This window comes from Marinomonas sp. TW1, assembly GCF_001625355.1.
Classification (GTDB): domain Bacteria; phylum Pseudomonadota; class Gammaproteobacteria; order Pseudomonadales; family Marinomonadaceae; genus Marinomonas.
Map to the genome: position 1 here is coordinate 112,504 of NZ_JSEE01000007.1, position 24,513 is coordinate 137,016.

General features: G+C 43.8%; 21 protein-coding genes. 17 read left to right on the forward strand and 4 right to left on the reverse strand.

All coding sequences use genetic code 11. The annotated features are described in order from the left end of the window. The first annotated feature begins 5 nt into the window (after positions 1-5). From sufT to OA79_RS08040, 13 genes are all read left to right on the forward strand, one after another. Positions 6-536, forward strand: coding sequence for a putative Fe-S cluster assembly protein SufT (sufT, locus tag OA79_RS07980; protein ID WP_063332698.1), 531 nt, complete (start codon positions 6-8; stop codon positions 534-536). Between the two features lie 130 nt (positions 537-666). After that, a complete protein-coding gene (locus tag OA79_RS07985; RefSeq protein ID WP_063332699.1) occupies positions 667-1,092 on the forward strand; it encodes a SufE family protein in 426 nt (141 codons plus the stop codon). A gap of 21 nt (positions 1,093-1,113) precedes the next feature. After that, a complete protein-coding gene (locus OA79_RS07990) occupies positions 1,114-2,265 on the forward strand; it encodes an IscS subfamily cysteine desulfurase (protein ID WP_063332700.1) in 1,152 nt (383 codons plus the stop codon). A 158-nt stretch (positions 2,266-2,423) separates the two neighbouring features. Beyond that, entirely contained in the window at positions 2,424-2,831 is a 408-nt protein-coding gene (gene ndk / locus OA79_RS07995) for a nucleoside-diphosphate kinase (protein ID WP_013796955.1), read from the forward strand. Between the two features lie 143 nt (positions 2,832-2,974). Continuing rightward, positions 2,975-4,090 (forward strand): 23S rRNA (adenine(2503)-C(2))-methyltransferase RlmN, encoded by a 1,116-nt coding sequence (gene rlmN, locus OA79_RS08000; protein ID WP_063332701.1) that lies wholly within the window; start codon positions 2,975-2,977, stop codon positions 4,088-4,090. Positions 4,091-4,272: 182 nt separating this feature from the next. After that, positions 4,273-4,893, forward strand: coding sequence for a hypothetical protein (locus OA79_RS08005; protein WP_231908831.1), 621 nt, complete (start codon positions 4,273-4,275; stop codon positions 4,891-4,893). 1 nt (position 4,894) lies between these two features. After that, on the forward strand, positions 4,895-6,064 hold the full coding sequence (locus OA79_RS08010) for a RodZ domain-containing protein (protein WP_231908832.1): 1,170 nt from the start codon (positions 4,895-4,897) through the stop codon (positions 6,062-6,064). Positions 6,065-6,072: 8 nt separating this feature from the next. Continuing rightward, the gene (gene ispG / locus OA79_RS08015) at positions 6,073-7,185 is read left to right on the forward strand and encodes a flavodoxin-dependent (E)-4-hydroxy-3-methylbut-2-enyl-diphosphate synthase (protein ID WP_063332704.1); all 1,113 of its coding nucleotides are present in this window, start codon (positions 6,073-6,075) and stop codon (positions 7,183-7,185) included. Between the two features lie 9 nt (positions 7,186-7,194). Further along, a complete protein-coding gene (hisS, locus tag OA79_RS08020; RefSeq protein ID WP_082825419.1) occupies positions 7,195-8,466 on the forward strand; it encodes a histidine--tRNA ligase in 1,272 nt (423 codons plus the stop codon). Positions 8,467-8,525: 59 nt separating this feature from the next. Continuing rightward, positions 8,526-9,167, forward strand: coding sequence for a YfgM family protein (locus tag OA79_RS08025; protein ID WP_063332705.1), 642 nt, complete (start codon positions 8,526-8,528; stop codon positions 9,165-9,167). A gap of 2 nt (positions 9,168-9,169) precedes the next feature. Then, on the forward strand, positions 9,170-10,303 hold the full coding sequence (gene bamB / locus OA79_RS08030; protein ID WP_063332706.1) for an outer membrane protein assembly factor BamB: 1,134 nt from the start codon (positions 9,170-9,172) through the stop codon (positions 10,301-10,303). Between the two features lie 87 nt (positions 10,304-10,390). Further along, a complete protein-coding gene (der, locus tag OA79_RS08035; RefSeq protein WP_063332707.1) occupies positions 10,391-11,731 on the forward strand; it encodes a ribosome biogenesis GTPase Der in 1,341 nt (446 codons plus the stop codon). 209 nt (positions 11,732-11,940) lie between these two features. Then, positions 11,941-12,552, forward strand: coding sequence for a hypothetical protein (locus OA79_RS08040; protein WP_063332708.1), 612 nt, complete (start codon positions 11,941-11,943; stop codon positions 12,550-12,552). 57 nt (positions 12,553-12,609) lie between these two features. On the opposite strand, the gene OA79_RS08045 is transcribed toward OA79_RS08040, so the two are convergent. The 3 genes from OA79_RS08045 to OA79_RS08055 form a co-directional block, all read right to left on the reverse strand. Next, positions 12,610-14,853 carry a YgiQ family radical SAM protein gene (locus OA79_RS08045; protein ID WP_063332709.1) on the reverse strand — a complete coding sequence of 748 codons (2,244 nt, stop codon included), beginning with the start codon at positions 14,851-14,853 and terminating at the stop codon, positions 12,610-12,612. A 124-nt stretch (positions 14,854-14,977) separates the two neighbouring features. Continuing rightward, a complete protein-coding gene (locus tag OA79_RS08050) occupies positions 14,978-15,619 on the reverse strand; it encodes a thiopurine S-methyltransferase (protein ID WP_063332710.1) in 642 nt (213 codons plus the stop codon). A gap of 89 nt (positions 15,620-15,708) precedes the next feature. Further along, positions 15,709-16,590, reverse strand: a complete 882-nt coding sequence (locus tag OA79_RS08055) for a LysR family transcriptional regulator (RefSeq protein WP_063332711.1) — start codon at positions 16,588-16,590, stop codon at positions 15,709-15,711. 101 nt (positions 16,591-16,691) lie between these two features. On the opposite strand from OA79_RS08055, the gene OA79_RS08060 reads away from it, so the two are divergent. The 3 genes from OA79_RS08060 (at position 16,692) to OA79_RS08070 (ending at position 20,541) form a co-directional block, all read left to right on the forward strand. Further along, positions 16,692-17,891, forward strand: coding sequence for an MFS transporter (locus OA79_RS08060; protein WP_063332712.1), 1,200 nt, complete (start codon positions 16,692-16,694; stop codon positions 17,889-17,891). 175 nt (positions 17,892-18,066) lie between these two features. Further along, positions 18,067-19,176, forward strand: coding sequence for an enoyl-CoA hydratase/isomerase family protein (locus OA79_RS08065; protein WP_082825420.1), 1,110 nt, complete (start codon positions 18,067-18,069; stop codon positions 19,174-19,176). Positions 19,177-19,380: 204 nt separating this feature from the next. Beyond that, complete coding sequence (locus OA79_RS08070; protein ID WP_197465374.1) at positions 19,381-20,541, forward strand: capsular polysaccharide export protein, LipB/KpsS family; 1,161 nt, start codon at positions 19,381-19,383, stop codon at positions 20,539-20,541. Positions 20,542-20,710: 169 nt separating this feature from the next. Here the strand turns inward: OA79_RS08070 and ppsA are convergent, their stop codons facing one another. Beyond that, positions 20,711-23,107: a phosphoenolpyruvate synthase gene (gene ppsA, locus OA79_RS08075; protein ID WP_063332713.1), complete on the reverse strand. Its 2,397-nt coding sequence runs from the start codon at positions 23,105-23,107 to the stop codon at positions 20,711-20,713. Between the two features lie 231 nt (positions 23,108-23,338). Here ppsA and ppsR point away from each other — a divergent pair, with 231 nt between their 5' ends. Beyond that, positions 23,339-24,157 carry a posphoenolpyruvate synthetase regulatory kinase/phosphorylase PpsR gene (gene ppsR / locus OA79_RS08080; RefSeq protein WP_231908833.1) on the forward strand — a complete coding sequence of 273 codons (819 nt, stop codon included), beginning with the start codon at positions 23,339-23,341 and terminating at the stop codon, positions 24,155-24,157. Positions 24,158-24,513 lie beyond the last annotated feature (356 nt).

Here is a 24,513-nt window from a genome sequence, read left to right on the forward strand (position 1 = left end):
GTTTCATGCAAAAAATGGTCGTAACACAGCGGGATTGTCCCGCTCGTCGAGTGCCGAGTGGTGAGCCGACGGTGATTCCAGAAGGTCAATTTATTACCATTAATCAGAGTCTCGGTGGTAATTATACGGTGACTTGGCAGGGCAATATGTTGCGCATTGATGGCACCGATGCTGAGGCGATTGGCCAACAAGCAGAGATATTGGAATTTGACGATTTAGGGTCGTCTGACATCAATGAAGAGCAGGTTTGGCAAGCATTAGATACGGTGTATGATCCAGAAATTCCGATTAGTTTGGTATCGCTTGGTTTGGTTTATGACGTAACCTTGGATCAGTCGAGTAAATCGGTCTCGATCAACATGACCCTCACAGCGCCTGGTTGTGGTATGGGGCCGGTATTGGTCAGTGACGTCAAATATCGCGTTGAAAAAGTACCCAATGTTAAAGAGGTGAAGGTCGTGCTGGTTTTTGATCCACCTTGGTCTCGCGATATGATGAGCGAAGAAGCTCAGTTAGAAGCCGGATTGTTTTTTTAGTAAGCGTACTTGGTATTCGTAATACTAGGTGTTAATGACTGACACAAATTAGAACGACTTTAATGGTATCATTAAGGTCGTTTTATTTTTAGTAAGCCCCATTTTTTCGGGGTATGAACAGAGAGGATATATGTCTTTACCTAGCACAGACGAGATTGTTGATGACCTTTCTTTTTTTGATGATTGGGAAGATAAGTACAAATACATCATTGATCTTGGGAAATCTTTACCTGAATTTGATGCGCAATGGCGAACGTCCGAGCGATTGGTGAAAGGGTGCCAGAGTAGTGTTTGGATTCAGCCTGATAATGACAAAGATGCTGAAAAAGGCGAAGTGCTTACCTTTGCTGTGGATAGTGATGCCATTATCGTGCGTGGTTTGTTGGGGGTAGTGTTAGCGGCATTTGATCGAAAAACACCGCAAGAAATTTTGGACTTTGATATTGCGCAATATTTCTCAGAGTTGGATTTGGAGCGTCACTTAAGCCCAACCCGTGGTAATGGCTTGCGTTCCATTGTGACGCGTATCCAGTCGATTGCTCAAGCGGCCGCTTGAGTCGGTGGTGGAGAAGAGTAAATGAATATACCGGTATATTTAGACAATTCAGCAACGACACCAGTGGACCCAAGGGTCGCTGAGAAAATGATGGCTTGTCTGACGCAGGATGGTAATTTTGGTAATCCTGCTTCCCGCTCACATTTATTTGGTTGGAAAGCGGAAGAGGCGGTGGAAGAGGCTAGGTTACAGGTTGCGAGCCTGATTAATGCTGATGCGCGTGAAATTGTCTGGACCTCGGGGGCGACAGAAGCGAATAACTTGGCATTGAAGGGTGTGGCGCATGCTTACCGTCAAAAAGGCCGTCACATTATTACCTCGATGATTGAGCATAAGGCTGTTTTGGATCCTTGTCAGCAGCTTGAAAAAGAAGGCTTTGAGGTGACCTATTTGCAGCCAGACGTGCATGGCGTCATTTCCCCAGAGCAAGTCGCAGCGGCCATCAAAGAAGATACGATACTGATCTCTCTAATGCATGGTAATAATGAATTAGGGGTTTTAACCGACATTGCGGCAATAGGAAACTTGGCTCGTGAAAAGGGCGTGTTTTTTCATGTGGATGCCGCGCAAACCACAGGTAAAATTGCCATTGATGTGAATGCTATGAATGTGGATTTGATGTCATTAACGGCACATAAAACCTATGGGCCAAAAGGCATCGGGGCTTTGTTTGTCCGACGTTCACCAAAGGTGAAGTTGGAAGCACAAATTCATGGTGGTGGTCATGAGCGTGGTATGCGCTCTGGTACCTTAGCGACGCATCAAATTGTTGGTATGGGTGAGGCGTTTCGTATTGCTGCGCAAGATATGGAAAGTGATTGTGCGCGTATTCAAGTCTTGCGTGAGCGATTATGGAATGGCTTGTCTACTATGGAAGGTGTTCATTTAAATGGTGATGCTGAGCAGCGAGTCGCTGGTGTGATCAATGTGGGTTTTGCTGATGTAGACGGTGAAGTCTTGCTCATGTCCTTGAGTGACATTGCGGTGTCATCTGGGTCTGCTTGTACATCAGCCAGTTTAGAGCCTTCGTATGTGTTGCGTGCCATTGGTTTGGCTGAAGATTTGGCGCACAGTTCGTTGCGTCTATCCGTTGGGCGTTTTTCCACGGAAGAAGAGGTGGATTTTGCCGTTCAAACGATTAAAAATGCTGTAACGGCGCTTAGAGTGGCTTAATAAACGGAAAAAATCCATAAATCGAAAAATATCTTGGTTTGAGCATACAATTTTCATAAATTGATGCGTATAATCCACGCGCTGAAACTTTTAAGTCCTGGGTCATGGCTTTTATCAAATTAGTCATCACCCATAAAAAATTAATTTGGAGTTATACCATGGCGTTAGAACGCACTCTATCTATCATCAAGCCTGATGCGGTTGCTAAAAATGTAATCGGTGAAATCTACACTCGTTTTGAGCGTGCTGGTTTTAAAATTGTTGAAGCGAAAATGATTCAACTTGACGACGAATTGGCTGGCGGTTTCTACGCTGAGCACAAAGAGCGTCCTTTCTACAAAGATTTGGTTGCTTTCATGACCTCTGGCCCTGTTGTGGTTTCTGTTCTTGAAGGTGAAGGTGCGGTTCTACGTCACCGTGAACTAATGGGTGCAACTAACCCGAAAGAAGCAGCGGCTGGAACATTGCGTGCAGACTACGCAACTTCTATCGATGCGAATGCTGTACACGGTTCTGATTCTGTAGAATCAGCTGCTCGTGAAATTGCTTACTTCTTCGGTAAGTAATTGACTGCCTGAGCGATTCGCTCAATGCATTTGAAAAGGCGGGCCTTGGCCCGCTTTTTTACAGAGGCTTCTGAAAAGAAAAATCTTTTCAGAGGCTTTTTTCGTTTACACTTAATGCTATAAATAGCAAGCGATCTGGAATTATGACTGACATCAAAAAAGTAAACCTGCTGGGTTTATCACCAACCAAACTGATTGAATTCTTTGAATCCATCGGTGAGAAAAAATTTCGTGCCACACAAGTGATGAAATGGATTCATCAAAAAGGGGCGGAAAGTTTCGATGAAATGACGGATGTCAGTAAAGCGTTACGAGCAAAGTTGGAGGCAATTTGTGAAATTCGTGCGCCAGAGGTGGTGTCGCAAAATATTTCCAAAGATGGTACCCGTAAGTGGATTATTCGCACGGAAGGTGGCAAAAATGATTGTGTCGAAACGGTTCTGATTCCAGATGGCGATCGAGCCACTCTGTGTGTTTCGTCACAGGTTGGTTGTTCATTGGATTGCAGTTTTTGTTCTACTGGTAAGCAGGGGTTTAATCGTAACTTAACGCCGGCGGAAATCATTGGGCAAGTTTGGATCGCGATCAAATCTTTTGGTCCGATGGATCCGAATGGTCCTCGCCGTGTTACCAATGTGGTGATGATGGGTATGGGTGAGCCGTTGATGAACTTCGAGCCTGTGGTCGATGCGATGATTCTAATGATGCATGACAATGCTTATGGCTTGTCAAAGCGTCGAGTGACGCTGAGTACTTCGGGTGTGGTGCCTAAAATCTATGAATTGATTAAGCGTACTGATGTGTCGTTGGCGATTTCTTTGCATGCGCCAACTAATCCATTGCGTGATGAGTTGGTGCCAATCAATCGTAAATACCCCATTGCCGAATTATTGGAAGCTTGTCAGCACTATTTAGCTAACTTGCCAGATAAGCGTCACATCACCATCGAATATACTTTGATGTCTGGTGTGAATGACAATGAAGAGCAGGCTCATGAATTGGCGGCACTGCTGAAGGATTTAGAGTGTAAGATTAATCTGATTCCATTTAATCCATTCCCGCACTCAGGTTATGAAAAGCCGTCAAACAACCGCACACGTCGCTTCCAGAAGATTTTAGCGGATGCGGGTTATACGGTGACAGTACGAACCACTCGTGGTGATGATATTGATGCGGCCTGTGGTCAATTGGTGGGTGACTTTCACGATAAGACTCGTCGTAGCCAGAAGTACATTGAGCTTAGAGAAGTGAGTCAGTAATAATATAGATGAAAACAATAGAGGGCGTAACGGATTTGCCTCTACTGGTTAGTTGAGAATAAGACAAGGATGTCTGTATGCTTAAGTGTAAATTGCTCTGGGTGCTTAGTTGGTTGTGGCTAAGTGCTTGCTCCCATCATACCTCTTCTTTTCCTGTGGTGCCTTTAACGGATTCAAAACGTTTGTCTTTAGCGCAAGCGCATTTACTGTTAGGTCAGTGGTCTCTTGCGAAAGAGCAGTTAGAGAATGTTTCAACTGGTGCCCATGGGCGTGAATATTGGCGCCTATTAAGCTTGTATTGGTTGAGTGTTGAAGACATAGAAAGCGCGTTAAAAGTGTCAAAGATGGGCTTGTCATATTATCCCAATGACGGCTTTTTGCTTAATAATTATGGTGTGATATTGGGAACGAAAAAAGAGTGGGTGAAAGCATGCTCTATTTTTCAGCAGGCAAATGATTTTTCTTTTCCAAAGCGCCAATCTGTACAAATAAATCTTTCTCGATGTGCTTTACGTCAGGAAGATGTAAAAAAGGCTGAAAAGCACTTAGATCAAGCAAAAGAAATAGCAGAATTGCCTGTTATAGGTTTGCTGACTGAGCTCAATCTTGTTTTAATACAGGGTAATAATGACAAAGCTCGCATAATTTTTAATAATATCCAAACTTTTGAAAATGTTGCTCTAGGATGGGCGCATTTTGATGAGTTCAAATGTTTGTCCAAGTATATACATCGACACGAGGATGACGCGGCAAAGTACTCGTATGCGAGTGATTTTACATGCCTCAATGGCTCAAGGTATTGACATGACAACTGATAAACAAATTGACACTCCTTTTGAACAAGAAAAAACAGTAGACGCTTTCGAAACAGACATTGGCCAAACAGACAATACATCAGAACAAGAGCCACAAATCGCATCCACGGAAAACGTCACGGCAACGGAAAATGTAGAATCCAGTGTTGAAGCGGCACTTAATGAACAACAAGCGCCCGTCGAGGAAGAACTGGCCCAGCAAGCATTCACCATGAATATTGGCCAAACCCTAAGAGAAAAGCGTCTGGCGTTAGGATATGAAGAGAAGGATGTCGCGGCTGAGTTAAAACTTACACAAGATCAAGTTAAAGCGATGGAAGAGAATAATTTCAGTTTCTTCCGTTCGATTACCTTCACACGAGGTTTCCTCAAAAGTTACAGTCGTTTGTTGGAGCTAGATGCAACAAACGTTCTAAGTGCGTTTGATGAGCAGCAGCAAGTTTCCAAACCGAGTATTGAACCGGTTGATACGGTTGTTCACAAACAGTCTCATCTGGGTGATCCAATCGTTATTTTTGTGTCTGTGGTCATTGTCGCAGTCTTGGTGTTTTTTGTATTTTGGTGGCCCTCTCAAAGTTCAGATGATGCGGCAACAAGTGATGCGGTAGCCACTCAAGTAGAGCGCTCGGAAGCCATTCAATCTGAGTCAGCGGACTCTGTGCCTGACGTGGTGGCAGCAGAGCCTGCTGAACCTGTTGAAGAGGCTAACGAACAGCCTGCTCCAGCAGCCACTATTGTTGAAACGCCTCCAGCGCCTGCAGCAGATTCTCAAGGTCTGTCTGATGATCAAGTGGTAACAGGCTTGTCTCCAGAAACCGTCGCTTTATTAGAAGAGGCGGGTGTTAGTCCAGAAGATGTGGTGAAGGCGAGCCAAGAGCCAGTAAAAGACATTGACGAAACACCAGCACCACCTTTTTATCTGGATGATGTGCAGATTGCTTTTAGTGAAGACTGTTGGACCGAGATTCGTGATAATACAGGCAAAATTCTATTCTCTGGTGTAAAAGCGGCTGGTAGTGAGTTGAATCTATCGGGAGAGGCTCCATATCGAGTAGTGTTTGGTTATTCAAGAGGGGTTTCCTCTTTGAAATACAAAGGCCAAGAGTTTGATTTTTCATCTTATGTTCGTAAAGATTTGGCTCGTTTTGAGCTCAAGTAGAGACATTTATGCATTTTGAATCACCTATTAAACGCCGTCAGTCACGCCAAATTATGGTGGGTGATGTGCCGGTTGGCGGTGGTGCGCCAATCAGTGTTCAGAGTATGACGAATACAGAAACCTGTGATGTTGATGCTACGGTTGCTCAGATAAGAGCGATTGCCGATGCTGGCGCTGATATTGTTCGAGTATCCATTCCTTCTATGGAGGCGGCCGAAGCGTTTAAACGAATTCGTGAAGAAGTCTCTATTCCATTGGTCGCTGACATCCATTTTGATTATAAAATCGCTTTGAAAGTCGCTGAATATGGTGTGGATTGTTTGCGTATCAATCCAGGCAACATTGGTAATAAAGACAGAGTGCGCGCGGTCGTTGATTGTGCCCGTGATAAAAATATTCCGATTCGTATTGGCGTTAACGCGGGCTCTCTTGAAAAAGACTTGCAGAAAAAATACGGTGAACCGACCCCCGATGCGTTGGTTGAGTCAGCCTTTCGTCAAATTCAATATTTTGATGAATTGGACTTTCACGAATACAAATTGAGCTTAAAAGCATCAGATATTTTCATGACGGTAGAGGCTTACCGTAAAATAGCGTCCCAAATTGATAATCCATTGCATTTAGGGATTACAGAGGCGGGTGGCTTACGCTCAGGTACAGTGAAATCGTCTATCGGCTTAGGTTTGTTATTGATGGATGGTATTGGCGATACCCTGCGTGTGTCGTTGGCGGCAGACCCAGTTCAAGAGATTAAGGTCGGTTGGGATATGCTGCGTAGCTTAAAATTGCGCAGTCGCGGCATTAACTTTATTGCCTGCCCAAGCTGTTCACGTCAGAATTTTGATGTGATTAAAACCATGAATGAACTGGAAGAGCGTTTGGAAGACGTCACCATTCCAATGGATGTTGCCGTAATAGGTTGCATTGTAAATGGTCCAGGTGAGGCAAAAGAAGCTGACATAGGTTTGACGGGCGGTACGCCAAATAATTTGATTTACCAAGATGGTAAACCTGACAGTAAAACCAAAAATGTTTCCCTAGTGGATGATTTAGAGAAGAAGATTCGTGAGAAAGCCGTTCTAAAAGAACAGGAAATGGCTAATATCATTGTAAAAAATTAAGGATCCATTGTGGCTCGTAAAATTCAAGCGATCAGAGGGATGAACGACATCCTTCCAGATCAATCGTCCGTCTGGCTCTACTTAGAGAAGACTGTGGCTGATGTGGTTAAATCCTACGGCTATCAACAAATTCGTTTCCCTATTGTTGAAAACACGGAATTATTTAAACGTGGTGTTGGTGAAACGACCGATATTGTTGAAAAAGAAATGTATACCTTTGACGATCGTAATGGTGAGTCTCTTACTTTGCGACCTGAAGGTACGGCTAGTTGTGTGCGTGCAGCAGATCAAGCTGGGTTGTTGTTTAATCAAGTACAACGTCTTTGGTATACCGGCCCCATGTTCCGTTATGAACGTCCACAAAAAGGGCGTTATCGTCAGTTTCATCAAATCGGTGTTGAATCGTTTGGAATGGCCAGTGCTGACATTGATGCGGAATTGATCGTCTTATCTGCAAAGCTCTGGCAACAATTAGGGTTGATCGAGCATGTTGAACTGCAGCTTAATACCATCGGTTTGGCTGCTGAGCGCGAAGCGTTTAAAACGAATTTGGTGACGTATCTGACTGAATATAAAGATCAGTTGGATGAAGACAGTCAACGCCGCTTGACGACGAATCCGTTGCGTATATTGGATTCAAAAGATGCCAAGACACAAGAAATACTGAAAAAAGCCCCTAGTTTGGATGACTTTATCGGTGAAGAATCTCGTGCTCACTTTGATCGTTTACAGGCGATTTTAACGGCCAATAACGTCCCTTTCGTGATTAATAATAGCCTGGTTCGAGGCTTAGATTATTATGGCAAAACGGTATTTGAATGGGTAACGACACATTTGGGTGCCCAAGCAACGATCTGTGCAGGTGGCCGATACGATGGTTTGGTCGAACAGTTGGGTGGTAAAGCCACCCCTGCGGTTGGTTTTGCAATGGGCGTTGAGCGCTTAATTTTGTTACTGGAAACGCTTGATTTGGTTCCTGAAGTAGCGAAATATCAAACAGACGTTTTTATGATCAGCTTAGGCGAAGAGGCTGAGTTGGCGTCCAGTGTGTTAGCCGAACAAATACGTGAAGCGAATCCAACTATGGTTGTATTGCGTCATTGTGGCGGCGGTAACTTTAAGAACCAGATGAAGAAAGCCGATCGTTCTGGTGCGGCAATGACGGTGATTATCGGGCAAGATGAAGTCGATCAAGGTATCTGTCAGGTGAAACAGATGCGAACCGGCGAACAGGCGTCCTGCTCAATAGACGAATTGCCAAGCTATTTAGCGTCGCTATAACCTTTTTTAAATTAAGTCTTATCCTGCTTGTTGGCAGGCTTTGTATGAGGAAGTAAAAAGTGTCTGAATTAAAGACGGAAGAAGAACAAATCGAAGCGTTTAAGGCTTGGTGGAAGAAAAACGGCACGGCCTTGGTTGTGGCAGTCGCGGTTGCAGTAGGCGGTTATTTTGGCTTTCAAGCGTGGAAAAATAGTCAAGAAGCACATTTAAGTGAAGCCTCTGCGTTGTATCAAAACCTAGTAGAAGCCGCCGCCAATTTGGACGATGAAAATAATCAGAAGACAGTGAGCTTTATCGCAAAGCAGTTGTCTGAAGATTACAGTGATACAGGTTATGCCATGTTTGGCCAATTGTTTTTGGCCCGTGTTGATGCAGAACAAGGTAACTATGATGACGCGATTAGTGCGTTAGAGTTGGCGATAAAAGAAACTGAAGATGCGTCGTTTGTGGCCATTGCGAATTTGAGAATTGCTCGTTTGCTATTGCAAAAAGGCGATTTCGACGCGGCGATGAGTCGTGCTCAATTGGTCGTAGAGCCTGAGTACCTTGCTCAGCAGCAAGAAGTGATTGGTGATATTTACTTGCAACAAGGGATGCGTGATGACGCTCGAACGGCTTATGAAAAAGCCAGTGAAGCGCTCGGAGCTGGTGTGAATCATCCACTGCTTGATATTAAACTTCAGGACTTAGTAAAAGGTTAATAATGAAAAAGTCTCTTTTTCTGCTGTTATTATCTGCCGTTATTATTCAAGGGTGTTCCAATGCTCGCCCTAATTTACCCGATTTGCCGAGTCTTTCGAGTGAAGTCGATCTTCATAAAAATTGGCGAACCAGTGTGGATGGTAACTTTGGTGAAACCAGTGAGCGTTTCAGTCTGGTTGCTGAGAATGATAAGCTTTATTTTGTTACGGATCAGGGCACACTTTATACCTTGAACCAAGCAGATGGTGACGAAATAAATGAAATTGAGACAGACTATGCTCCTAGTTCAGGTGTGACATTGCAGGGTGACTCAATTTATTTTGGCACTTATGATGCGCAGCTAGTGGCGGTGTCGTTAACCAATCAGTCGGTTCTTTGGGAAAAGCGTTTGAGCTCGGAAGTGTTATCGGAAGCGGCTTACGCAGCGGGTAAGATCGCCATTCAAACGGCAGACGGCTGGTTGAATGTTTTAGAGGCCGACTCGGGCAATACATTGTGGCGTGCCAAACAAGACTTGCCGGCTTTGACGGTGCGCGGTACGAGCTCACCGGTCATTGCGAATGGTAAAGTCGTTGCGGGTTTTGCAGATGGTCAGGTGAAAGCATTCTCCCTTCAGTCGGGTGAGGAGCTTTGGTCGTATGCTGCTGGCAAGCCAGAAGGACGTTATGAAATTGAACGCCTAAGTGATGTCGATGGTCGCTTAGTGGTGAAAGACAATGTGGTTTATGCTGTCGCCTATAACGGCACGCTTGTGGCGTTGGCATTAGAAACAGGTCGACCACTTTGGCAACGTAATATTGCTAGTACCGTTGGTGTGGCGGTGAAAGGCGAATTATTAGTTGCTGTTGATATGAAAAGTAACGTGATTGCATTAAACGCTAAGAATGGCTCTGAAGTATGGAATAATTCAGATTTATTGGATAGAGACCTAATTTCACCTGAATTTTTTGGTGATTATGTGGCATTAATGGATCGCGCAGGTTATGTGCATTTAATCGATTTGGGAACGGGTGCTGTGATGGCTCGAGAGTTGGCCAATGAAAAAAATGTGGCATCAGGAAGTCGCATGCTAGCTCATAAAAAGCAGCTGTTCATATTAACACCAGACTCGGATGTGACTTCTCTTACGTATTGAGGTTAAGTTCGAACAATTGTGATTTTGTAAGGGGCTGCCATCGCTAAATTGGGATGGCGGCCACTTTCTATTTATAAAGGTAAAAAAATGATACCAGTAATTGCATTGGTAGGTAGACCCAATGTTGGCAAATCCACTTTGTTTAATCAGCTAACGCGTTCGCGTGATGCCTTGGTGGCAGATTATCCTGGCCTAACCCGTGACCGTAAATACGGTGATGGCAAAGTCGGTGGCCATGAGTTTATTGTGATTGATACTGGTGGTATCAGTGGTGATGAGCAGGGCATTGATGAAAAAATGGCCCGTCAGTCTTTGTTGGCAATAGAAGAAGCGGACTCTGTGTTGTTTCTTGTGGATGGGCGCCATGGTTTGAATCCTGCTGATGAAATGATCGCGAATCACCTTCGTCGTTCTAGCAAGCCTGTGACCTTGGTTGTGAACAAAACTGACGGCATTAATGAAGACATTGCTTTGGCGGATTTTTATTCATTAGGATTCGGTGAGTTACAGCCTATTGCGGCCGCCCATGGTAAAGGGGTGCACGTGTTAATTGATCACGTGATGTTGCCTTTTGCTGAGCAAGTTGAAGAAGCGCGAAATCAAATTGACTTGGACTCTCGTGGTATTCGTATAGGTGTGGTTGGCCGTCCAAATGTCGGTAAATCCACTTTGGTGAACCGTATGTTGGGTGAAGACCGTGTGGTCGTTTATGACATGCCGGGCACAACACGTGACAGTGTTTACATTCCTTATTTACGTCATGACAAAGAATATACCCTGATTGATACCGCGGGTATTCGTCGACGTAAGCACGTGAAGGAAGCAGTGGAAAAATTCTCTATTGTGAAGACACTTCAAGCTATCCAAGATGCCAATGTGGTGATTGTAGTCATTGATTCACACGAAGATTTGGTTGAGCAAGACCTTCATATGATCGGCTATGTTTTAGACGCGGGTCGTGGTGTTGTCATTGCCATTAACAAGTGGGATGGCCTGCAAAAAGATGAGCGCGAACACATTAAAAGTGAAGTTGAGCGTCGATTAGGCTTTGTGCCATACGCAAAAGTTCATTATATTTCGGCTTTACATGGTACGGCTGTGGGTGACTTGTATGACACCATAGAAACGACTTATGAGTCTTGCTACGCGAAATGGTCTACCAATCGTCTGACACGCATATTAGAAGATGCGGTATCTGAACATCAGCCACCTATGGTGAACAGTCGTCGTATAAAATTACGTTATGCTCACCAAGGGGGATCGAACCCTCCGCGTATCGTTGTGCATGGAAATCAGGTGAACTCATTACCTGGCAGCTATAAACGTTATTTAGAAAATAAGTTTCGCTCGGTTTTAAAAATAACGGGTACTCCCATTATTTTTGAGTTCAAGTCTTCTGATAATCCATTTGCGCCTAAGAAAAAATAGGCTCAATGTGGTTTTAAAAATCCCCTGCGTTGTTTCATCGCAGGGGATTTTTTATGGGTAAGAGTTCACTATTTACTGTTTTATTCCCTTTTGTATATAAATGAAATCATTAAAGGATGAATATAGTAATAACCGTGTCATTTAAGTGTGTTACGTCGAATTTTCACTTTTTTTTCATTAGTATCTCAGCATCTATTGTGGGGTACATAATGTTATTTTTACGTGGTTTTATTTATCTGCTTTTGGTGTCAGTGGTAGCTCAGCTCATTTCTTTGGAAGGTTATGACATGTTATCGGCAGCTGAATACAGTGAGCATTCAGTGACAGAGCATTTGCAAGATGTGATGTCTTTCTTGAGTTGTATGTTGTTTTTATACGTTTCTCGCCACTCCGAGCCGATGAAAATCGCCACGACCTTGTTAGCCGCGCTGATGGCGATGATGTTTGTTCGAGAGTCCGATTCTCTGCTTGATCATTATGTGTTTGACGGAGCTTGGCAAATGGTCGTTTTGTTCATTCTTGGGTGTGTTCTGGTGTTCCTTTGGGGGAAAATTAGAGCCATTTACCCTTCTATGACGGAATACGCCAAACACGCTAGTTTCGGTACGTTTCTAGCTGGATTTGTGACCATCTTAGGGTTTTCTCGTTTGATGGGGCGTGGCTCATTTTGGGAAGCGGTAATGGGTGATGCGTACATGCGTGTGGTAAAAAACATAGTAGAGGAAGGTATTGAGACGCTTGGTTATACCTTGATTTTTATCTCTGCTATGGAGTTGGCGTTAGCTTGTCGTCGTCAACGAAGAAAAGCGTTAGCCCATTAGAACGTGAATAGACCAGTTAAAAATCCCCTAGGGCTTTAGCGAGCCCTAGGGGATTTTTTATTTTGCTCTACTGGAAGGGCGTTTTTTGTTCTGCTGATTACTTGTTAGCGGTCTTGCCCCCGACTTATTTTTATTGGCCTTATTGCGGGCTTTTTCAGCGGCGGCATTTTTACTAATTGTTGGGCGATTTGAGGTATGCGATGCGCCCGTTTTTTGGCCTGGTTTGGCATTTTTAGGACGTCGAGGAACGCGTTTGTCTTGCTCAGCTGGCGGTACAAGTTTGTTGTCGCCATGACCGATTAAGTCTGCTCGACCCATTTTGATCAGGGTGTCGCGAAGTCCTTGCCAGTTACTTGAATCATGGTAACGTAAAAAACCTTTTTGAACGCGTCGTTGTTCATAATCTTTTGGCGTATAAACGTCTTCACTTTTATAGGTCACTTGTTTTAACGGGTTCTTACCAGAGTGGTACATGGCCGTTGCCAGTGACATTGGTGAAGGATAAAAGTTTTGTACCTGATCTGGTTTAAAGTCGTTTGTTTTCAGCCAAACCGCTAGATTCATCATGTCTTCATCTGAGCTGCCTGGGTGAGCGGCAATGAAATAGGGAATCAGATGCTGTTTCTTGCCTGCTTCTTTGGAGTATTTGTCAAACATTCGTTTGAAGCGGTCATAAGTTCCCATGCCTGGCTTCATCATTTTTGAAAGGGTACCTGCCTCTGAGTGCTCAGGAGCAATTTTTAGCAGTCCGCCCACATGATGTGTTACCAATTCCCGAACGTATTCAGGGTCTTCTACGGCTAAATCATAGCGTAGGCCTGAGGCAATCGAGACGGTATGAATGCCTTCGATAGCACGTGTCTTACGGTATAACTGAGTCGTAGGACTATGATCTGTGTTTAAATTGGAACAAATAGTAGGGTAAACGCAAGACAGTTTACGGCACGAAGCCTGAACCTCATCATCATTACAGTTCAAGGTGTACATGTTTGATGTTGGTCCACCTAGATCGGAGATATGACCTGTGAAGCCTGGTACTTTGGCTTTGATGTCTTCGATTTCATTTAGAATGGATTCATGGGAGCGGGACTGAATGACGCGACCTTCATGCTCAGTGATGGAGCAAAAAGTACAGCCACCAAAACAACCTCGCATAATGTTAATGGAGGTTTTGATCATGTCGTAAGCCGGAATTCTGGCTTTTTGGTATTTTGGATGCGGTACTCGAGCATAAGGTAAGTCAAATACACCGTCCATTTCATCTGTTTCTAATGGGATTGGCGGTGGGTTTACCCAAATTTCTTTTTTGCCATGCTTTTGAATTAAGGCCCGCGCGTTATGCGGGTTGGACTCTAAGTGCAAAATACGGGATGTATGCGCATACAAAACTGGATCTTTCGATACTTTTTCAAAAGAAGGTAGGCGGATATACGTTTTTTCAGGGTCCAGTTTTTCGCCTCGACGAAGTGGTGCCGGTATGACTCGTATGGGCATCACATCTTGGTCTTCTTCGGTTTGGCATTTGCCTTCAGGAATGTATTCATAAGGGCTGTAGATCTTGTCGACCTGACCTGGCCAATCAACTCGTGTTGAATCAATCTCAGTAAAGCCGCCTGGTGGTGTATCCCTAACAATCGTCGTACCGCGTATGTTTTTGAGCTGGTTTAGGGTTTTGCCCATGGCCAACTCATGAGTAACGTCTAACATGGCCCGCTCAGCGTTGCCGTATAATAAAATGTCGGCAGTGGAATCGATCAATACTGAACGACGTACCTCATTGCTCCAGTAATCATATTGAGCAATTCGACGTAAACTGGCTTCTATGCCACCAATCATGACCGGTACGTCATTGAAGGCTTCTTTGCAGCGCTGCGAATACACAATGACCGCACGATCTGGACGCTTACCGCCTTCTCCATAAGGGGTATAAGCATCATCGTTGCGTACTTTTAGATCTGCTGTGTAGCGGTTAATCATGGAGTCCATGTTGCCCGCAGTAATACCAAAATACAGGTTAGGGCGGCCAAGACGCATAAAGTCCTCGGTGTTCCGCCAGTTCGGTTGGTCTATGATACCAACTCGATAACCTTTTGATTCTAATAAGCGACCCAGCACCGCCATGCCAAAGCTTGGGTGATCAACATAGGCATCCCCTGTGACAATGATGACATCACAGCTATCCCACCCCAAGGCATCCATTTCTTCTCGAGTCGTGGGGAGGAAAGGAGATACGCCGTAGCATTCAGCCCAATAAGCTGGATATGAAAATAAATGCTGGGCGGTTTTGTGTCGTTTGATCATGGTTTGCTCTTGCTAGGTGAATCGCTGGGCATTATGAGATTGTCATAATTTTGCCTTATATAATGTGCGGCATTATCCCAGAAAACCACTCAGGTAAACAGCCTTTGCTGATAAGGAAGTTGACTTAATTTTGATCAATGTGCCAAACGCTTTCTTCAAATGAAGTGTAGCTTCCGTCGCGATAGTCTGGATTGGTTTCCATAAGATTTTCTGATGCCAGCTTTTTGATATCAGAGCCCCAAAGTTGAATGACTTCTTCCTCAGCAACTGAGAATGGTGGGCCTTTTTTACCGCCTTGATATTGTAGTGTTATGAGCAATAAAAAAGCCTTTTGTGACAGCCTTTGTAGGGTGTGTTGAACGTATTTTTCTCTTAAATTCTGAGGCATCGCGACCATGGCCGCTCGGTCATAGCAAGCGTCAAAGTCATGTTCATGAAAATCGAAATAGTCTCCTTCGATGAGTCTAATCGGTAGTTCATTAATGGTGTGGATCTTGAGACTGTCCTGTTGAAGCGTTTCATAGGTTAAATCGTTGTCACCAATGAACTCAATAATGGCAAGAGAGGATAATTCTACTCCAGTCACTTGATAGCCTTGTTCCGCCAACCAAATCATGTCATTGGTTTTACCACAAAGGGGTACAAGTACCTTGCTTTGTTTGGTAAGAACTGGCCAATAATCCATTAACTTGGGATTAACGCCTTCTAGGTGAAAGCCAATACGACCTGTTTGCCAGCGTTCTAACCAAAAATCATTGGTAATCATATAGACCTCTCAAACAAAAACGATTGGCTTTCATTATAGGCCATTTTGTCTGTAGTTTAATGTGCGAAATCATCATGAAGTTTGTAAGTTCATGAGACAGATTTTCCTTGCTGGCAGACAAATTCCAGAAACGCCTGATTGGCTTGGGATAAGTAGCCATCTTTTCGCCAAGCAATGTTTAAATCTAACCAAATGGGAGGATCAAATGATCGGGTAATCAGTTGATCATCGTCTTCGATTACCATGGACAGCATAGTCGAAATACCAAAGCCTTGTCTGGTGATGGACTTGATGAGCGGGATCAAGTTGGTTTCAAATCCTATGTTTGGCTTGAGCCCAGCTTTCTCAGCGAGTTTGTCAACAATGCGGCGGTGGAAAAAACCTTCTTTGAACATCACCAGTTCTTCATTAAAAAACTCAGCCGGGGTGACCTTGTTCAGCTCACTAAATGGGTGATCCTCAGCCACAACGACTTGCATTTCTTCTTCTAATAAATGCTCTGCCTGTAGGTTGGCTGGCAAGGTCTCAGCCACAATAACACTGAGATCCAATTCGCCTTTTTCCAGCATTTTTTGCAATTGCCAAGTGCCCCCTTCGATGACTTTAAGGGCTATGCTGGGATAACGGTTGCGAAAGGCCATCAGAATGGGAGGGAAATAATATGAACCAAGCATGCTGGGAATGCCAACTCTGACTTCGCCTTGAGTGAGTCCTTTCAATTCTGACATTTCTAGTATGGCTTCATCGGTTGCCCGAATAATTCTTTTCGCGTGTTGATAAAGCTTGTTGCCTTCGTCGGTTAAGCAGACATTGCGATCTGCTCGATGAATGAGGGTTAAGCCTAGTTCTTGCTCCAGTTTTTTGATGGCCATACTAACGGCTGGTTGAGCGACTCCCAACTGATGAGCGGCTTTGGTAAAGCTGGCAGTTTCTGCAATGCTGACAAGATAGCGAAGTGGTTTTATTTCCATCAGTAACTCTTATGGCTTAGATCAATTAGATATATTTTATTGATAAATTGCCTCAGCGTATAGTGACCTTTCTGTTGGGCTTAGATTAGGGAGAGGTGAGTGTGATTGAAGTGGGGAGTCGTTTATTTTGGCGAGGTACACTGGCGTTGGTGATTGGCTCTTTTATGGTTTTTGCCAATGTGTATGTTACTCAGCCTTTGTTGCCAATGATCGCAAAAACCTTTTCGATTAGTCCCTTGCAGGCTAGCGCCAGTTTTACCATTACGACGTTGACTTTGGGGATCTCATTATTATTTTACGGGCCGATTTCGGATGCTTTAGGGCGAAAAGGCATCATGGTTTTTACCATGGTGGGGATTACCTTAACGACGGCGTGTTTGTCTCAGGTTCAGCAATATGAACAGCTGCTTGCATTACGAGCCTTACAGGGCTTCTTCTTGGCCGGATTACCGGCCATCGCAGTGGCGTATTTAGGAGACGAATACACACCGGATGCTTTAATGATGGCAGTCGGACTGTACATCAGTGGTAATACCTTAGGAGGAATTGGTGGTCGCCTAATAGGAGGCTTTACTGGTGAATGGCTTGGTTATTCAGCGACGTTTTCAGTGATGGCGGTCATCAGTCTGGTTTGCTTGTTGGCTTTTTACTTTCTTTTACCTTCCTCTCAGCATTTTGAATCGAAACCACTGCGTGTGGGTCTGATTTTGCAAAATATCAAAAGTCATTTGCATAATCGTCGTTTGCTAACTTGTTACCTGATTGGTGGTTTTAGTTTTTTTATTTTTATCAATCAATACAGTTACGTTACCTTTGTGTTGGAAGCTGAGCCTTATCACTTATCGCCTAAATTTGTGGGTTTACTGTTTTTGACCTACTTATCCGGCACCCTAGGTTCTGCTATTTCAGGTAAGCTGGCAAAACGCTACGCTCAGGCCAATATTTTGGTGCTGGGGACCGGTATTTTTATGATTGGCTCTTTGGTGACTCTGGGCGGTTCTATATGGATGATTTTGATCGGTTTGTTGATTAATAGTTTTGGCTTTTTCTTATGCCATTCAACGGCCAGTAGTTTTGTCAGTCGTCATGCTAAACACGCAAAAGCCAGCGCGTCCTCTTTGTATCTTGTGTTCTATTATTTGGGAGCAAGTCTGGGGGGATTTTATCTAGACCCTTTCTGGCAATACAGTGGATGGAGCGGCGTCATCGTAGGTTCCTGGGTCATTTTAGCCTTTGTAGCATTGGCGGGCATGAGCTTGGTTCGTTTTAAACCATCATTGCTGAGTCATAAAATGAACTGATGTTATTAAAATCTTGGTGCTGGGTTTAGGGGAAGCAGTGGATTACTAAATTGATTCATTATTGAATAATGGCTATTTGAGATAGGGCGTTGGTTTTTTAGGTATTCATAGAAGCAACCTTGATGAATTGTTAAGCTGTTTCTTATCTTAATAATAAAAATGATGAGGCCATAGGATGCAGGAAATTCAGCTCACAAATGAAAGCATGGAAGCCCCCATTCGTGTTTTTGAAAAGGCACTGAAAGGTTCGCATAAATTGGGCATCATTCGACTTAATACGCCCACTTCGTTGAATGCGTTGAGTTTGCAAATGGTTGAGTTGATGTCACAGCAGTTGCAAGTTTGGAAAGATGATGAGGCCATTGTGGCCGTGTGGTTAGAAGGCGAAGGCGAACGAGCGTTTTGTGCTGGTGGGAATGTGGTGGAGGTCTATGAATCGGTTGTGGCTAAGACACCTAATCCAGCCATCGTAGAGGATTATTTCGAGAAAGAATATGCATTGGACTTCGGCCTTCATACTTATCCAAAACCTGTCATTTGTTGGGGACAAGGGATTGTGATGGGCGGCGGCATGGGATTATTTATGGCGGCGGATATTCGAGTGGTGACTGAGGCGAGTCGTTTGGCCATGCCTGAAATTGCTATTGGCTTATTCCCTGATGTTGGGGCAAGTTATTTTCTTAATCAAATAGACGTTACTTGGGCGCGATTTATCGCATTGACCGGATGTCATTTGAGTTGCTTGGATGCAATGACATTAGAGATGGCCAACGTACTTGTCTCACAAGAGTCAAAAAATGCGCTATTGGAGAGTCTTGATAAGGTTCATTGGGATGGTCGAGATAAGGCGCGTTCGTTAGTAAGCCTTAAGCAGGTTATCTCATCTTTGTCTCAACTGCTAAGTCCCTTAAATCATGTAGATAATCATGTGAAAGAACATGCCGTCGAAATAGCATCATTAATGGCTGGCTCTATTGAGGAAATAGATCAAAAAATTAGGCAGTGGCAACCTGAGACGGCTTGGCTGAATAAAGCCAAGCAAAGTTTTCTTTCCGGTAGTGCGTTATCGGCTCACGTCATTCTTCGTCAGCTGGAGGCGCATCGACAGTCAAATTTACATCAGGTATTTGAGTCTGAGTTAAAGCTCATCACCGCTTTGTGTCACAAAGGAGACTTTGCTGAAGGAGTGAGAGCCTTATTGGTCGATAAAGATAAATCACCAAAGTGGCGATTTAGCAAGGTTACATCCGTGAATTTAGAAGATGTTGGGCAAATATTGTTTTAAATCATGAGAGTTTGGGGCTGTTTCTCAATGACTCAATCATTGGAAAATAGCTTCTTCATTTATGTTTTGTCGAGTATTATGCTTAGTATTTGAGTTGGGCATCTGTAATAGCCTTTTTAAGAAACTGCTAAGAGGGCTGGGCAAGTCTTTATGAGCTACTTATTTATTTCTCGTCGAAATGTTCACGCGAGGTACTACAAAACCTTGTTAAAACACCTAGATTTGAATGGTCAATTTTATCAAATGGGAAAGCCTGATTGGCGATCACTAACCTTTCTACACAAATCATTTAATGTTAATTTAAAGCAAGTAGTGCAACAACAATTGGAGCGCAAACAGGCTTACGGCACAAAGGTATGGCAGAATACTTTTGTAATCAATATTTATAAGACGATTTTATTAGTTTCAGAGCGATTTAGGTTTGCTAAGTACCTAGCTTTGCTTACCAAAATTAAGCCTGAGTATCTAGTTGTTTGGAATGGTAAAAAATTACCCAATGTTACGGTTGTCATGGCCGCTAAAACTTTGGGAATTAAGGTATTTTACTTTGAGAATGGTTTGTTGCCTAAGACTGTTAGTTTGGACCCAAAGGGCGTTAATTTTGCTTCTTCATTGAGTCGAGACCCTGCATTTTACCGAAACTTTGACCCAGAAAATCGGTATGTGTTTTCTGCTCCCGATCTTGTTCCTAGAGCCAGCATTAAAAAACGCAACCGTTTTGACGCCATTGAATTGCCTAAACGTTTTGTTTTTGTGCCATTCCAGGTGCCGCATGATACACAAATCGTCTGTTATTCAAGTTGGATTAAATCCATGGAAAGTTTGTATGACCACGTCATATCTGCCGTGAAAGCCTTGGGGGATCCCGAATTAAAGGTGGTTTTTAAAGAACACCCTACATGGCATAAGCATTATGTAACATTGTATGAAAAAGACCCGATCGCTGTATTTGCAAATGGAAATGCTACCCCTGAATTGATGTCTAAGTCGCAAGTGGTCATTACCATTAACTCAACTGTGGGTATGGAGTCTCTTTTGCTTGGAAAGCCTGTCATCACTTTGGGCGATGCCTGCTACAACATTGATGGTTTAGTGCAACACGCTAACAATCAGCATGAATTAAGAGAATGTTTAAACAAGGTATCGCAAGGTTGGCAGATGAGTTCAAGGTTGTGTAATAAATTTTTTGCCTATTTAAAGTATGTTTATTGTGTGCCGCGAACAACGAAAGATGACCCAGAACATATTCAAGCGGTTTCACAGCGCTTATTAGGGGAGGATTTATTTAGCCTAGATAGGGGAGAATTAAACTCGGTCCCTCCGCAGCCGCGAGCTACTCCGGCCAGTCAAAATGACCTTGTTTGATGCATGTTTAGAGTATAAAAAAAGCCCTGCATAGCAGGGCTTAAACGAGAGTGTGACAACAATAAGGTCACTAACCGCGATTAAACGGCATTCTGACTTAATAGGAAAACCTACCAAGATGCAGTTGGTACCTGTCATGTACTCTGTTAATGAGGTGGCAGGTAAAAGTTTACACAGCGTCTTTATTTAACGACGCATTTTCAATGACTTCATTTAAGTGCAACCAAGTTTCGACGACGGTATCAGGGTTAAGAGACACACTTTCGATCCCCTGAGCGACCAACCAGTCTGCGAAATCCGCATGATCCGATGGTCCTTGACCGCAAATACCCACGTACTTTCCTTGCTCTCGACAAGCGGAAATGGCCATTTTTAGCAGCTTTTTCACCGCAGGGTTGCGTTCGTCGAATTTGTCAGCAATCAAACCTGAGTCACGATCCAGTCCAAGGGTTAATTGGGTCAAATCGTTGGAGCCGATAGAGAAACCATCAAAATATTCAAGGAATTCCTCAGCTAACAGAGCGTTAGACGGCAATTCACACATCATGATGACTTTGAGGCCATTTTCGCCGCGTGCTAAGCCTTGTTCGGCAAGCAATTCGGTGACTTGTTGCGCTTCTTCTAAAGTACGTACAAATGGAATCATGATCTGTACATTGGTCAGTCCCATGTCATTACGAACTCGGCGAATGGCTTCACACTCCATGGCGAAGCAATCACGGAATGAGTCGTCAATGTAGCGAGCCGCACCGCGGAAGCCTAACATTGGGTTTTCTTCATCTGGTTCGAATAATGGTCCACCAATTAGGTTGTGGTACTCATTGGATTTAAAGTCTGAAAGACGAACAATGACGGGCTTCTGAGAAAAAGAGCAGGCCAGTGTCGCTACGCCTTCTACCAGCTTGTCGACATAAAATTCGACTGGCCCCTGGTAGCCGGCGATACGATGATCGATCTCTTCTTTTAGCGGCGCGTCCATGTCAGCGTAATTCAATAAGGCTTTTGGGTGGATGCCAATCATACGGTTGATAATGAATTCGAGACGCGCCAAACCAATGCCGGCATTTGGTAGCATTGCGAAATCAAAAGCGCGGTTTGGATTACCAACGTTCATCATGACTTTAACCGGTAAGTCTGGCATGTTGCCCACTTCAGAAGTAATCACATCGAACTGCAATGCTCCCTGATAGACAAAGCCCATATCGCCTTGCGCACAAGAAACGGTTACTTGCTGGTCATTTTTCAAGACTTCGGTCGCATCACCACAACCAACGACGGCTGGAATGCCTAATTCACGTGCAATAATCGCTGCGTGACAGGTTCGACCACCACGATTGGTGACAATCGCCGAGGCACGCTTCATGATGGGTTCCCAATCTGGGTCTGTGATGTCTGTGACGAGAACATCTCCGGGTTGAATGCGGTCCATCTCAGTAATGGATGACAATACTTTAACCGCACCTGTGCCAATTTTATGTCCAATGGCACGCCCCGTAATCATTACGTTAGAGGTTTCTTTTAAACTGTATCGTTCCATACTTTGAGCACTGGTTTGACTGCGCACCGTTTCAGGTCGAGCTTGAACTATGTACAGTTTTCCATCGATACCATCTTTGGCCCATTCAATGTCCATCGGACGTTGGTAATGTTTCTCGATAATGCAAGCTTGTCGTGCCAAATCTTCTATTTCTTCATGGCTCAAGGCAAAGCGATTTTGATCGTCAAGGGCAACGGGAACCACTTTAACAAACTCTTCACTACCGGCCTCGGCGTACCCCATTTTTTGAGCTTTGCTACCCAGGCTTTTACGAACGACTGCTGGTCGATTGGAGTCTAATGTGGGTTTATGAACATAGTATTCATCAGGGTTGACGGTACCTTGTACGACCATCTCGCCTAAACCGTATGCGGCAGTAATGAAGACCACTTCGTCGAAACCGGATTCGGTATCCAAAGTGAATAAGACACCTGAAGCGCCAATGTCGCTGCGAACCATTTTTTGAATACCGGCAGACAGCGCCACGCCTTGATGCTCAAAACCTTGGTGTACGCGGTAGGAGATCGCACGGTCATTAAACAAAGAGGCAAAGACACGTTTGATGGACGCTTTAATGTCCGCTAAACCGATTACGTTAAGGTAGGTTTCTTGTTGACCTGCAAAGGAAGCGTCGGGTAAATCTTCCGCAGTGGCAGAAGAACGAACCGCAAAGGAGGTACCTTCGGCATTGTCTTCACACAGCACGGCAAAAGCTTGTTCAATTTCTTGGTTGAATTCGTCAGAAAAAGACGCGTCTTCAATCCATTGACGAATTTTGACGCCCGTTTCGGCGAGAGCATGAACGTCATCAACATCCAAACTGTCTAGAGTCTGGTGGATTTTGTCTTCTAACCCCGTTTCAACCAAAAAGCTTTGATAGGCATAAGCAGTGGTTGCGAAACCATTTGGTACTTGGATACCAAGGTCTGTCAGGTTAGAAATCATTTCTCCCAAGGAGGCATTTTTACCGCCTACTTGACCGACATCTTCTAAACGAAGATCTTTAAACCACTTAATAAATTTGCTCACAAGAGACTCCGATGGTTGAGTGTTTTTATTATTGAATCAATAAAAATCATTTGGGGGCGAAATGTAAGAGTTGCCCGCCAAGCGAGAGCGTTGGCGACAAGGCCACTTCAGGGCTTGTCAAAACCTTAACTCTGGGTCCATTGTATGTAGCTGGGATACGTTGAATAAAATCGATTATTCGATGTAGTTTTATTTCAATCGAAAAAACGGATGTCGTTAGATAACAACAAAATGAGTAAAAATGACATGAAAGTGTATTTTGTTTCCGATGGAACGGCGATCACCGCCGAAGTGTTTGGTTCTGCTATGTTGTCTTTTTTTGATGTCGACATTATGACCAAAAGTGTGCCTTTTTTGAGCACTAAGGACCAAGCAAATGGTCTAAAACAACAAATTGATTTAGACGTTGCACAGGGTGCATCAGTATTGGTTTTTTATACCATTTCAGACCAAGCGATTAGTGACATAGTGCAGTCTTGCCAATGCCATTGTTATAATGTGTTTGGTGAAATGCTGTCGCCCATTGAACAGGCATTGGGGGTCAAAGCGCAGCCTTCGGCTCAAAAAGCTCACGGTATGAAAGCGGGGGTGTATGATGGGCGTATAGACGCCATTAACTATGCGTTAGCGAATGATGATGGGGCATCCATCAAAAATTTCGATCAAGCGGATATTATTTTGCTTGGTGTCTCTCGTTCTGGCAAAACGCCAACGAGTTTATATTTGGCCATGCAGTACGGAATTCGCGCGGCAAACTATCCGATAACGGAAGACGATTTTTCCTCTGCTGGTTTGCCTAAAGTCTTAAAACTTCACAAGAAAAAACTGTTTGGACTGACCATAGATCCACAGAGATTGCATGAAATTCGTACTGGCCGCATGGCGCAAAGTAAATACGCTTCTTTCAGACAATGTCGCTATGAAATCGAGGAAGTAGAGTCTTTGTATCGTCAGGAGCGCATTCCATTCTTAAACTCTACCACCTTGTCGGTGGAAGAAATTTCCACCAAAGTGATGGCCGAAATGAATTTAGAGCGTCATCGCCAATGAAATTAGAGGCAGAATAGATCGAATTATTCGATCTATTCATTGGTTTTGCTGAATAATTAAACAGAAAAAAGTCATATTTTTTATGTATGGCCATTTTGACACAACAAAATCTGACTTGATGTTCGGCAAAACAAGGCTTTCTTTTACGTTTTGTTGTCGAATTACAAAATAACCTTTCCACAGTGTGCAGATAATAGAGAGAACAAGGCTTTTATAGAGAGTATTCCCTAAGAATACTCTATAATGAGGGTAACTTATGTGGGCTTATAAAGGGCATGTTGCCAAAGCCAAAACCACATTCTCAATCGTAAGATGTTCATATTGGTGATTTATAACAGGATGTCTTACTAAAAAAA

Excerpts from the sequence above, each read along its gene's own strand:
- bamB (WP_063332706.1), top strand. The coding sequence starts at position 9,170 with ATGAAAAAGTCTCTTTTTCTGCTGTTATTATCTGCCGTTATTATTCAA.
- OA79_RS07985 (WP_063332699.1), top strand. The coding sequence starts at position 667 with ATGTCTTTACCTAGCACAGACGAGATTGTTGATGACCTTTCTTTTTTT.
- sufT (WP_063332698.1), top strand. The coding sequence starts at position 6 with ATGCAAAAAATGGTCGTAACACAGCGGGATTGTCCCGCTCGTCGAGTG.
- OA79_RS08055 (WP_063332711.1), bottom strand. The coding sequence starts at position 16,590 with ATGGAAATAAAACCACTTCGCTATCTTGTCAGCATTGCAGAAACTGCC.
- rlmN (WP_063332701.1), top strand. The coding sequence starts at position 2,975 with ATGACTGACATCAAAAAAGTAAACCTGCTGGGTTTATCACCAACCAAA.
- OA79_RS08010 (WP_231908832.1), top strand. The coding sequence starts at position 4,895 with ATGACAACTGATAAACAAATTGACACTCCTTTTGAACAAGAAAAAACA.
- OA79_RS08040 (WP_063332708.1), top strand. The coding sequence starts at position 11,941 with ATGTTATTTTTACGTGGTTTTATTTATCTGCTTTTGGTGTCAGTGGTA.
- OA79_RS07990 (WP_063332700.1), top strand. The coding sequence starts at position 1,114 with ATGAATATACCGGTATATTTAGACAATTCAGCAACGACACCAGTGGAC.
- OA79_RS08065 (WP_082825420.1), top strand. The coding sequence starts at position 18,067 with ATGCAGGAAATTCAGCTCACAAATGAAAGCATGGAAGCCCCCATTCGT.
- ndk (WP_013796955.1), top strand. The coding sequence starts at position 2,424 with ATGGCGTTAGAACGCACTCTATCTATCATCAAGCCTGATGCGGTTGCT.
- ispG (WP_063332704.1), top strand. The coding sequence starts at position 6,073 with ATGCATTTTGAATCACCTATTAAACGCCGTCAGTCACGCCAAATTATG.
- OA79_RS08050 (WP_063332710.1), bottom strand. The coding sequence starts at position 15,619 with ATGATTACCAATGATTTTTGGTTAGAACGCTGGCAAACAGGTCGTATT.
- OA79_RS08045 (WP_063332709.1), bottom strand. The coding sequence starts at position 14,853 with ATGATCAAACGACACAAAACCGCCCAGCATTTATTTTCATATCCAGCT.
- der (WP_063332707.1), top strand. The coding sequence starts at position 10,391 with ATGATACCAGTAATTGCATTGGTAGGTAGACCCAATGTTGGCAAATCC.
- ppsR (WP_231908833.1), top strand. The coding sequence starts at position 23,339 with ATGAGTAAAAATGACATGAAAGTGTATTTTGTTTCCGATGGAACGGCG.